The organism is Microbacterium sp., from assembly GCF_003248605.1.
Taxonomy (GTDB): domain Bacteria; phylum Actinomycetota; class Actinomycetes; order Actinomycetales; family Microbacteriaceae; genus Microbacterium.
The window spans coordinates 27,204-38,464 of sequence record NZ_QFPF01000001.1; the positions used below are offsets into that span (position 1 = coordinate 27,204).

Consider the following 11,261-nt stretch of genomic DNA (forward strand, 5'->3'; position numbering starts at 1 on the left):
CTGCGCGCGCATGTACACATGCTGTTGCCCAGCCCCGTCGGAGCGGAACTCACCGGCGCAACAAAAAGCAGCGATCAACTTTGTACTAAAACACTAAAAAGCTAATCACTACTAAATGTCACATTCACTACCATAGCCGGTGTTGTGCCTGTCAGATACACAACAAACCTGCGCCGCGCCGTCGGCGGCGTCGGACGCATATGAGACACTCGGAACATGACGGCGATCCACCCGATTGCCCCCGAAGACTCCAAGGCGCTCTTCGGGAACAGCTACATGCACACCGTGCTGGTCGAGATCACCCGGCACGGCGATGAGCCGTTCTCCCCGAAGCAGATCATCGACGCCACAGGGCTTCCCGGCGGGATCGTCCACCCGCTCATCAAGAGGCTGAAGTCCCGCCACTTCATCGAGTACCTCGGCCGCGTGCCCGGCGAGAAGACCACGCTGTACCAGGTGCGCGACAACCCTTACATGCGCGCCGCGCGCGAGTACGCGCAGGCCGCCACGGACACCCCGCAGCACCGAGTCGCGAGCTAGTCATCGGCCGGCGGGTGGCGCATCCATACCCGAGTCGGATAGGTCTCCGGTGTCCAGGACGACACGGGTCCGCTGCCTGCGCCTTCGAGCACGGTCAGCGCGCCGGCGAAGTCCGGGGAGGCGGGGACGTCGACAGGGCTGTAACTGCGGGCCACCAGTCGGGCGTAGTCGCCGGGAAGCTGGGACGTGTACCCCGCCACCGCGTCGAAGCCGAGGGTTTGTGCGCTCGCGTTGAGCACCGCCGCTTTCGTCGACGTCGCGACAGCCGCGTTCTGGATCACCTGCACACTGTCTGCGGGAAACACGAACGGGCGACCCTGCACCCAGTCGCCCAAGGCTTCGATGATGTCCACGGTCTGCCATGCGGGGTTGCGCGGCAGGTTGACGGCGATCGCCACCTTGATCTCGTCGGCCACGTCAGGGTTGCGCAGCAGACGGATCAGCAGCGGTTCGGTCACCGACAGCGACAAGAAGAACTCGGACACCGTCGGTGACGTGGCCACGAACGCCTCCTGCGCTGCCGCCGAGCGGCTCAGCGCGTTGAACGTGTCGGCTGTGTCGGAGATCAGCTCGCTTCGCAGGAGCTCCGCGATCAGCTCCGGCTCCTTCGAGGTATCCCGACCGATCGGCAGCGTGTCGATGAGCTGGGCTGCCAGCCGAACCCGAACCTCGACCGGCAGCTCCGTGACGTTCACGATCGCGACGGCCAGTGACTGGCGCTGACCGGTATCGGCCGCGGCAGGCACATCGAGCTCCGGAGACGCTCGCAGATACCCGATCAGCTGCTCGTCCAGTGACCGGTCGTTGATGTAGCTCGTGACGTTCTCAAAGGTGAGCGGGAAGCGCCGGCCGAGGGCGAGTGTTGCGAGCACCTCCTCGGGAACGCCCTGGACGTCCTCGACCTGCAGCATCTCGGGCATGCGCGGCTCGACGTCGGCCGATCGGCCCGGGGCGGATCTCTCGACGGCCGCCATTACCTCGACGATCCCATCTGCGTGCGTCACGCTCGACCGGCCCGTCGCATCGAGCACGGCGAGATAGTCGTCGAAGAAGTGCACGACGTGATGGAACGTCGGATCGCCCAGGTCGAGGATCGTATCCAGCGCGACGTTCTCCCCATCTCCGACCGCGACCTGCAAGTTCTCAGCGGTCACGTCATACTGCCGTGCTGCGACGACGGCGCGCTGCGCGGATCGTGACAGGCCGTCCAGCGAAGGGAGTCGGATGCCCAGTCGCTGCAACGCCGCGACCGCCCGGTCGGGAGACCGAGTCGCATCCACCAGGTCCGGATACCCAAGGCGGGCCGCGGCGATCGTGGCCTTCATCGGATCGGGGACGTGATAGTCGCGCTCCGGGTCCGCGCCGAGGAACGCTTCCGGGGCCAGCGCGTCCTTCGCCTCGGGGAGATCGGTGAGTTCAGCGTCGAGGAAGTCGAAGATGCCCGTCCAGTGGAGCGCGAGCCGTCGCACGAGGATGTCGGGGTGGGCACCCTGACGAAGGTATGCCTTGAGAAATGCGACCCCGTCGGATTGCCCGGCGGCGATGATCTGCAAGTGGGTATCCAGTCGCGGGTCGTCGTCGGCCAGCAGTTGGTCATAGATCGCGGCGTTGAAGATGCCGACGGACTCGAAGACATGCTCGCCACCCAGCGTGAGCACCGTGGGAACCTCGTCTGGCAGAAGGGGGTAGTTGATGTCCGGACTCTCGGTCTGCAAGTGCTGCACGACATAGGTCATCGCGTTGGCGGAGGCGATGACGCCGTAGAACTGTGACGCGTACAGTGGAAAATTCCGGTCGAGGAGTCCCTCGCAGATCAGATCGACCAGCAGCGGATCACCGTCCACGGTGGATTTCACCCAGCCGGCGAAGTCCGCATCCTCCCCGTCCAGTTCCAGCGGCATAGGCGGACGGGCGAGGTCGACGAAGTCCGCCCGGCGCAGCTCCTGCTGATCCTGGCGGGCCTTCTCTATCGCCAGCCGCACGTCGCCTGACGCGCGCGCCACCCAGCTCCCCGGGACGATCGAGCCCAGGTCTTCGCGCAGCGTCGCCGCGGAGAGGGTGAACACGAGATCAGAGGAGTCGCGGACCTCGATGGGGTGACCGGAGTCGATCGCCTGCTCCCAGAACTCGACCGTCATGACCTCGTTCGAAGTCCACTGGCGGCCGGCGAGCACGAACGACGCGTTATGAATGGGACGGCCCATACGGGAGAGCCAACGCTCCACCAACTTCTGAAGCTCAGCGCCCAGCTGCTCGGCACGATCGACCGTCGCCGTGTGCGGAACCTGCGACGCCTCCAGCTCAGCCAACGACTCCGCGAGCGTCGCCAACCCCGCCGCGATGATCCGGCGCGACCGCCGGTACATCGTGTCGAGAACGCTCGCGCCCACCCGGATCTGCTCGAAGTCCTGCAGATGCGTGTTCTTGTACGCCACGACAGCGAACAACCCGCTGGGCGTGAGGCCGCGCAGCAGCCCCGGCGCGAGAATCCGCGCTCTGAACACCCGGTACTCGTTCGCGATATTCCGCAGAAGCCGCATGTCCGTCACATGCTTGGCGACCACACGGATCACATCGAAGGAAACCTCTGGATCGATCTCCCGCATCATGCCGGACAGCAAGTCCGCAGACGAGCGGTGCGTGATGAACGGCACGATCGGGATGACAAGCTCGAAGAACTTCGTCCGCTGAGTCGCCGGCTCCGACAACACTGGACGCGCCTGCCACACCCCAGGATCCGCATCCTCCGTCTGGTCGAGCGCCGTGCCGTTCCGGTCGCGTCGCGCCTCCTCCAGATCCTCGAAGATGCTGTCTCGCACCGCGTAGATGAAGTGAACCGGGCGCTTACGGAGCTGACCCGAGGAGTTCAAGAGCGTGTTCAGCTCCCTCAGCGATGCATAAATCGTTGGGTCCTCGAAGCGATCCAGATCCTCGATGATCACAACGTCGCGCCCGGTCATCTCGAAGAAGTAGACGATCTCATCCAGATACTCGTCGAAATAGCTCCCGTCTGCGTCTCCGGTCAGACTGACCGACGTCGCCGACGTGCCCAGCTTGTCGATCCGCACCCGGTTCGACAACAGCACCCGCGTCACGAACGCGCCGGCCGCGGCCAGCAGCCCGATCGCAGTCAGAATCGTCGGACGCTGCCACCACTCCGCATCCGGGGCAAGCTGAAGAGGGGCGCCCCAGCCAGTCACCCAGAACACCGCGGCCACCAGCACCCCAACAAGCACCGAAGTCACAAGAGCACGGCGCACGGGCAGCCGGCTGATCCGCCGGAACCGAGATCCCGGCACGGCGATCGGACGCTCCCGGTACAACAGCTGCTTGACGATCTCCTTCTGAATGTAGTTCGTCAGCTCACTGCTCTGCCGATCGAACGGCTGCACCCCGACATCGCTCAACGACGACAGCGAGATCTCAACTACCCGAGATGCGAGACGCTCACGAACCCCTGCGAGGACACTGCTCTTGCCGCTCCCGTACCCACCAGTCAGCGCGATATTCCAGACCCGCTTGCGGCGCTCGTCGTCCTCCAAGAGCGACACGAGCTCGTCGCTGTAGAGCTTGTGCTGCACCGGATCATGCACCGGAATCAGCGGTACCAAGCCCACTCCGGCCCCGTCCCCCCCAGCCACGCCCGCCATTCAGCTACCCCAGATCACCCAACGCACACACGATCCGTCCACGAGACCTGGCCCAATGGCCAACTGTGGGCCACCTTGCGATAGAAAATGCCATCTTCACGTGGAACCTACAACCACGCCTTGACACGGGAGCAAGCTGGTTTTAGGGTAGTGAATGTCACATTCACCACCTTTGAGGAGGTCTCATCATGCGTGCGTTCCCCGTGAACCGCGACACCATCGACCTGCTGGTCACCGCCGCCTACATCTCCACCCCCGCCTATCGCAGCAGCACCCCGCGCGAGCTCGCCGAGAACGCCGACCGGATGGGGCAGAGCCTCTGGGACGAGAACCACGCCAGCGTCAGCTACGCGATCAAGCAGCACATCGCCGCACCCCACTACGAGTGGCAGCCCGTCGCCGAGATCGTTCCCCTGGCCGACGATGAGCAGGCGTTGCAGATCGAACGCAGCCGTCTTCTGCTCGCGGAGGTCTCCTGCCATCACCCCGGATGGGACCAGTCCCCCGCCCGTGATCTCGTCGAGCGCCTCGGCGACGCGATCGCGCGGCGCTTCTCCCACCGGCCGCTCGTGGACTCCCCCGACCACCTGGGCGTCAAAGAGTACGAGGGCCTGCACCGCGCCGCCGAGGTCTGGGAGCGAGAGATCGGATTCCGCCACCCGCTCACGCACGACGCAGCCGCGCGGGAAGGGAGCCGGCCATGACTCTCACGATCACCCACGCCGCCGCGGAAGGCACCCTCATCGACGGGACCAGCCGGGGCGACGGAACGTCCGACGCGCTCAAAGCCAACGGGTGGCGATGGAGCAGGGCCATCGGCTCCTGGTACATCCCCCACTCCCGCGACCGGGAGCCGAAGACCGCGATCATCAACCGCACCGCCGAGCAGCTCGCCGCGGCCGGATTCGCCGTCGAGATCTCGATCGACTACGCCCGCCGCGCCACCACTGACGTCGAAGCGGACCTCGCCGAGCGCCGGAGCGATCGCGCCGACGCTCTGGCCGACCGCGCCACTCGGCGCCACCATGACGCGACCGAGGAAGCGGAGCGGGCTGCACGCGCGCTACGCCGCTTGCCCGAAGGTGGCGAGCCGATCAAGATCGGGCACCACTCGGAAGCCGGACACCGTCGCGCGATCGCCAAAGCGGATGCCGCGATCCGCCGGTCAATCGACGCCGACTCGGAGGCCCGCCGCGCCCAGGTGCGCGCCGACATCGCGGCCTCATCGAACGACGCCCGCTACGCACCTATCACTGTTGCGAACCGGATAGAGAAGCTCCGCGCCGACATCGCGGGCATGCGGCGACGTCTCGACGGATCTAGCCGGACCCTCGCAGGCGGGTACGTCGAGGTCACAGCCGCGGCAACAGGCGCCTACGCCGAACGGCTCGAGCGTGAGCTGGCCGCAGTTCAGGATCAGCTCTCCTACTGGCAGGAGGTTCGCGCCGAGCAAATCGCGTCCGGCGCCGCCACCGACCACAGCAAGGACACCATCAACGTCGGCGACCAGATCAAGTACTTCGGCAGCTGGTGCATCGTCACCCGCGTCAACCCGAAGAGCGTCAGCATCACGGACGCCTACGGCCACCGCGGCACCGTGCCCTACGCGCACATCCGCGAACACCGTGTCGGCCAGAGCGAGGCAAGCTCATGACCCTCGCCGCCCGACCCCGAACCATTCCGGCACCCACCGCGCGCCGGCTGCACCACGTCACACGCGCTGCGCTGTTCGTCGTGGCGGCGATCGCCGCCGGCTGGCTCGGGATCCTCGCCGCGCCGATCCTCGATCGCATCATCGTCACCGCGGCCGCGGTGGTCCTTGTCCCGCTCACCATCGCGCTCGTGGTCGACTTCTTCCGCAACCCCGGTTGAGCGTTCGATGCCTGCCTACAGGGTTCAGTGGCAGCAACACGTCAGCCTCACTGCGACCGTCACCGTCGAGCTCGACGAACTCGCGGCGTGGGCTTGTGAGCATCTCGGCATGCGCACGATCAACGACGGCGCGGCCGTAGGCGCAACGCCTGCCGGCGTGCGACGGTTGCTCGAGCACAACACCCGCATGCGCGAGGAGCTGCTGCAGCAGTGGGCGGCGGCGCACATGCCGCACCAGTGACACGCTGGCCCTGACGGGCATAGCAGAGGCCCCGCCGGTGGCAATCCGCCGGCGGGGCCTCTGCTGTCGGTCACACGAGACGCTGCGCGAGCTCGTCGATCTTGTCGGGGCGGAAGCCCGACCAGTGGTCCTCGTCCGTGATGACGACGGGCGCCTGCATATAGCCGAGCGCCTTGGCCTCGACGAGCGCCTCGGCGTCCTCGCCCAGGTCGATCACTTGATAGTTGATCCCCTTCGCGTCCATCGCTTTGGATGTCGCGGTGCACTGGACGCATCCGCTCTTTGATAGCAATCGGATCATGGGTGGTTATCTCCTCCTTCCTGTTCTCCTCGGGCCGAGCATGCCGGGCAGCTCAGACACGGGCAGCCGCGCGGCGCTTGAGCCACACGATGAGCGCGATCGCACCGATCAGGATCGCGAGAATGACGAGGATCTGTCCCCACCCGAGTCCAACGCCGTCGACGACCTCGAGCGCGACGGTGTCACCTTGCTCGAGCAAGTGGTACTGCACCATCCATGTGCGCAGCGGATCGAGGAACATCCCCAGTGACACGGCACCGCTCGCCAGGACGAGCACGGCAATCAGCAGCAGCGAGATCCAGTCGTCTTCCGACACGCTCTGATTCGACACGAGTTGCTCATCCCTTCCCTCGGGGCCAGTCGGCCCTCGGTGTCATCCCTGCCACGACGATCACGCGGCCTCGGGACGTCGGTAGCTGATGACCGAGTTGTCGAACACCGTCAGCAGTCCGTCTTCTCCGCTGTCGATGTCGCGGTACTCGATCGCGAGGTACTCGTCGTCGACGACGTCGGGCTCGACCCCTTCGACCACTCCCCACAGGCCCAACGTGGCGTCGACGAGGAGGAGATCTCCGACCTCGAGCTCGACGGCCGGCCCCTCGAGTGATTCGCTGTACCCGTCGCCGTCCGCAGCTGCGTCGACGTCGGGTGCCTCGTCGTCGACGTCGGGGACGAACCGGACCCGTTCGCGCGGGTCCAGCGGGGTGACGTTCGCGGGGCGGAGGGTGCCGGGCTGGGTCTTCGACGCGGCCGCGGGATCCCACTCGACGATCTCGGCTGTGGACCACTGGAAGTAGTCAGGCTCGACCTCTTCGCCCTCGCCGTCGTCGGTGAGCTCCGGTTCCGGGTCGCGCACCATCATCCGCTCATAGTCCGCCGTCGCGGGGCGCAGCGCTGCCAGGTGGTCCCAGTCCGCTTTGTCGGACGAGTCGAGCTTCGCGGGGTCCGGGGTGTAGAAGGCCTGGATCTCGACAGGCAGCGACTCGGCGTTCAGGGTGATGCCGCGGCCCCGCTTGTTGCGTGGGATCGCTACGCCGACCGCGAAGCTGTCCCACATCATGTTGGCGCCCTGCGGGGAGAGGCGACCGAAGCTGACGCGCGCACCGAAGTTGTCTCGCATCTCACCGCCGAGGAACTCCACGTCGGGACGCTGCAGACCCAGCAGAATGTGGATCTTCGCCGATCGCGCCAGCCGGGCGAGATCGGAGAGCAGATCCAGGACGGGAGCCTGCGCCGGCGCACCCTTCGGCTTGACGGTCTTGTACCACCGTTGCACGCGAGCCTTGAAGGTGGCGTACTCGTCGATGATCAGCGCGAGCGGGTCGAAGTCCTCGAGCCGGGCTGTGCCGTTCTCGAGCTGCGAGTAGCGCTCTTCCATGAGCTCGTGTGCGGCGTGCAGCATCCGCACCTGGTGCTCGACGCGCGCACCGACCAGCTCGACGTTGGGCCAGTCACGGAAACCGGCGAACTCGATTCGCTTGCCGTCGAGCACCCATACGCGCCAGTGCGCGTGCGTCAGGTGGGTGAGCACCGTGTGCTGGAAGCTGGTCTTGCCCGAGCCTGTGCCACCGATGACGAGGCAGTGCGGGGAGACCGCCGGATGCCACGACTGAATCTGCCCGTCCTCGTCGGGGCCGATCGGGATCCTGAACGACTTGTAGGCCGAGTGAGTGAGCGCGGCCGCGGGCTCCACTTCGTGCAAGACCATGTCGGGCATGGTCGGGCGGACCTCGAACCTGATCTTGTCGCCCTCGAGATCCCAGTGCGCCCTCCACCGGCCGGGGAGCATCGACGAGACGACCTTCTCGATCTGGGATCGACGGGCGGCGATCGCCATCTTCGGGCCCACGTTGTGCTTGACCTCGATCTTCGAGACCGACGCATCCTCGGCCGACGTCACCGACACACTGGCGGTCGGGTCGATGACCTGCTTGACAACCTCGATCGCGCGCTGCTGCTCGCGGGAGACCGGATCGCTCGCGGGTGCGAGCTCGACGATGAGGACGCACCGCCTCGAGTTGTGCTTCCGCACCCGGTACTCCGCACCCAGGCGTCGGGTGAGGCCGGCGATGATCTGGTCGACGAAACGCGGATCGTCGTCGACAACGTGCGAGGCGTACCGGATCTTTATGCGCGCCGGCAAGCCCACCCAGCCCTTCGTCCACTTCACCGGCTCCACGAGCGCGCGGGTCGGTTGGGCTGCGCCGAGATGAGGAAGCACCGCCTCGATGGCCGGGTCCATACGGCCCTGCCGTTGGAAGGCTCGCACTCCCGATGCGATCGCGCCGACAGCAAGTGCCACCGCCACGATCCACACCACCGGGACCAGGTCGGTGAACGGCCGCACCGCGTTGAGTCCTGTCACTGCCGTCGCGAAAGCGATGCAGAGCAGCGCGGGAATGATGCCGGTCAGCTGGCGGCGAGGAAGGACGCCCAGCGACACTGCCGCCGGGGCGGTCGGCCGAGCTGGCGGACGCTGTGCCACCCGAGTTGCCATTGGAGCCTCCTGAGCGGGCCGAGTACTTCACGACCCTCTTGCGAGGTATAGGCCGGCGATCGGCTCCTTCGCGGACATTGCGGATTCTCTGCGCGTCTGACGCACTCGTGATGTCCCCTGCGAGATAGTGACCCAGAGAAGCTCACGGCGGCAGCTGGAAAGCGATATTGCGCCACATCGCGGCGCGCATTAGCGCAATACCTCCGCCACACCCGCGCTTGACGCGGGTGATAGGATCAAGCCCGATCGGCGTTCTGCCGCAGGCACGGTTGTCGAATCGGGCTTGAACCCCTCCCCCTGGGAAATATTTCCAGCCGCCACCCCCGCGCAGTTATGGCGCAATATCGCGGCGCACATCGGCGGCATACTGCGGCGCATATCCGTTGCTGCGCCCTGCCCGGTGCCGCGAGGATCAGTCGTCGGCGTCGGCCGGTGGGGTCTGCGCCTGCCGACGCCGCTCCCACTCGCCTCGCAGCCACTCGCCTTGACGCTGCGCCGCAGTGCGGCTGATTCCTCGCGCCTTGGCTGGCGCCGGCGGGAATGGATCTCCGGAGTTGTAGAGCTGCTCGAGGCGGTCGGCTTCTCTCCCGATCGCGACCTCGACCAGGCCCGCCAGCGAGGGCGCACCCTCCGGCTCGTCCCTCGTCGACCACCACGCCGCCTTGAGTCGCGCGTGCAACGCCACCGGCAGGAAGTATGCGATCGAGCGGTAGCCGGTGGCTGACACCGACCCTGCGGGTCGGTCGGCGTCACCAGTGGCGCTGACATCTGTTGAGGGCACGAGTCACCGTCTGAATGGGGGAAGCTTCGGCCCCGTTTCGGGCCGGGGCTGATCCCCACACTACAGGCCGGTTTCCAGGTCGTCAGTAGGGCGCGAACCGTGATCTCGCGCGGGTTTCCAGGGGGTCAGAGCCGCCGGCAAGTGCCGTCTGTGGGGCAGATCTCGATCCCGTACAGGCGGAGGAACTCTTCGGGGTCCACGAAGCCGGCGTACTGGGCGGGAGCGCCCAGAGCGGGTGCTTCCCGCAGTGCGGCGACGGCCGCGTTGGTCGTCCCGTTCTTGTTGATGCGCAAGTCCAGGTGGCAGCCGCCGCTCGGCGGCACGTTCCCGACCGCACCGATCTGCTGACCGGCTGCGACGGTGTCGCCGACGTCGACGAGCCGCTCGCTCTTGTACATGTGCAGGTAGGAGACCACGAAGCCATCGGGGTGCTTGATCGACAGCCACAGCGAGCTGCTGAGGGTGACCGTGCCGGGCAGGACCGCGTAAACCGGGTCTCCGCACGGGCCCGGCCAGTGCTGCAGGTCGATCGCAACATGCCACGAGGAGGCGCCGGGGACCGAGATGTCGCGCGGTCCGTAGCCGGAGGTCATCTGGTAGCCCGGAGAGAGAGGGAATGCCGCCTGCCCGACGACCGTGCCGCTGTCACAGCTGATAGAGCCGCCGACCGCGGTGATGATCTGCTGCGCCGCGGGCTCCCACTTGTCGTAGGCGCTCGGGAACGCCGAGACCTGCACTGTCTGGGCCGCCTCTCCCAGGCCCATGTCCTCCCAGCCGGGAATGTCGAGCAACCCTCGAGGAGATCCGCCGTTCGGCCCGTCCTCGCCGCCGAAGAACGCCTTCGCGGCGTAGACGGGGTCCATGAGCTCCTCGACGGTGCCCCAGCCCGACACTCGCTGCTGGAAGTAGTTGACCGAGTCGTGGTCGCTGCCGACCGCGTCGTGCGGATAGTCGAGGGATGCAGGCACGGAGGAGTTGGCGTACATCTTCAAGCCGGACTCCTGCAGCGCAGTCATCATCGCGATCTGCTGGCCGCGCGCGGAGACACCCAGGGACCGCGCGACCGACAGGATCGTGGCCGCGTGACCGAGTTCGGTCGACCCCAGGGTCCGGGTCGCGCCGCCGGTGGTCTGGACCTCGAGCTCGTCGGTGGTCAGCGAACCGGCCGTGCACTGCGACGACCCTCCACCGGATGCGCCGGCGATCGCCATCATCAGGAACATCGTGTAGCCGGCGAAGAGCACGATCGGCACCATGACCAGCGCGATCACCCAGAGGATGACCTTGCGCGAGCCGCCCCCGTCGCCGTCTTCTCCCCCGCTGGCGGCGCCGGCGACGTCAGCCGAGCGCTCGAGTACTCCGGATGCGGACATGCGCGC

The 11,261-nt window shown here is 66.6% G+C and carries 11 protein-coding genes; 5 read left to right on the forward strand and 6 right to left on the reverse strand.

Going from position 1 to position 11,261, the window contains the following annotated elements; all coding sequences use genetic code 11:
* Positions 1-216 precede the first annotated feature (216 nt).
* A complete protein-coding gene (locus DI573_RS00125) occupies positions 217-540 on the forward strand; it encodes a hypothetical protein (protein ID WP_292809371.1) in 324 nt (107 codons plus the stop codon).
* Here the strand turns inward: DI573_RS00125 and DI573_RS00130 are convergent.
* Positions 537-4,121 (reverse strand): P-loop NTPase fold protein, encoded by a 3,585-nt coding sequence (locus DI573_RS00130; protein WP_292809373.1) that lies wholly within the window; start codon positions 4,119-4,121, stop codon positions 537-539. The two genes, DI573_RS00125 and DI573_RS00130, sit on opposite strands and share 4 nt — an antisense overlap.
* 257 nt (positions 4,122-4,378) lie before the next feature.
* On the opposite strand from DI573_RS00130, the gene DI573_RS00135 reads away from it, so the two are divergent.
* The 4 genes from DI573_RS00135 to DI573_RS00150 are packed head-to-tail and all read left to right on the forward strand — an operon-like array spanning position 4,379 to position 6,303.
* Positions 4,379-4,894 carry a hypothetical protein gene (locus DI573_RS00135; RefSeq protein ID WP_234001628.1) on the forward strand — a complete coding sequence of 172 codons (516 nt, stop codon included), beginning with the start codon at positions 4,379-4,381 and terminating at the stop codon, positions 4,892-4,894.
* Positions 4,891-5,844: a DUF3560 domain-containing protein gene (locus tag DI573_RS00140; protein WP_292809376.1), complete on the forward strand. Its 954-nt coding sequence runs from the start codon at positions 4,891-4,893 to the stop codon at positions 5,842-5,844. Before DI573_RS00135 ends, DI573_RS00140 begins: the two co-directional genes overlap by 4 nt.
* Positions 5,841-6,062 carry a hypothetical protein gene (locus DI573_RS00145; RefSeq protein ID WP_292809379.1) on the forward strand — a complete coding sequence of 74 codons (222 nt, stop codon included), beginning with the start codon at positions 5,841-5,843 and terminating at the stop codon, positions 6,060-6,062. The genes DI573_RS00140 and DI573_RS00145 overlap by 4 nt, the downstream gene beginning before the upstream one ends.
* 7 nt (positions 6,063-6,069) lie before the next feature.
* Positions 6,070-6,303, forward strand: coding sequence for a hypothetical protein (locus tag DI573_RS00150; protein ID WP_234001631.1), 234 nt, complete (start codon positions 6,070-6,072; stop codon positions 6,301-6,303).
* Between the two features lie 70 nt (positions 6,304-6,373).
* Here DI573_RS00150 and nrdH read toward each other — a convergent pair whose 3' ends face one another.
* From nrdH to DI573_RS00175, 5 genes are all read right to left on the reverse strand, one after another.
* Positions 6,374-6,604 (reverse strand): glutaredoxin-like protein NrdH, encoded by a 231-nt coding sequence (gene nrdH / locus DI573_RS00155; protein ID WP_292809382.1) that lies wholly within the window; start codon positions 6,602-6,604, stop codon positions 6,374-6,376.
* A 52-nt stretch (positions 6,605-6,656) separates the two neighbouring features.
* Entirely contained in the window at positions 6,657-6,920 is a 264-nt protein-coding gene (locus DI573_RS00160) for a hypothetical protein (RefSeq protein WP_292809384.1), read from the reverse strand.
* Positions 6,921-6,995: 75 nt separating this feature from the next.
* Positions 6,996-9,101, reverse strand: coding sequence for an FtsK/SpoIIIE domain-containing protein (locus DI573_RS00165; protein WP_292809385.1), 2,106 nt, complete (start codon positions 9,099-9,101; stop codon positions 6,996-6,998).
* Between the two features lie 412 nt (positions 9,102-9,513).
* Positions 9,514-9,828, reverse strand: a complete 315-nt coding sequence (locus DI573_RS00170; RefSeq protein WP_292809387.1) for a hypothetical protein — start codon at positions 9,826-9,828, stop codon at positions 9,514-9,516.
* A gap of 179 nt (positions 9,829-10,007) precedes the next feature.
* Positions 10,008-11,255 carry a M23 family metallopeptidase gene (locus DI573_RS00175; RefSeq protein ID WP_292809390.1) on the reverse strand — a complete coding sequence of 416 codons (1,248 nt, stop codon included), beginning with the start codon at positions 11,253-11,255 and terminating at the stop codon, positions 10,008-10,010.
* Positions 11,256-11,261: the final 6 nt, after the last annotated feature.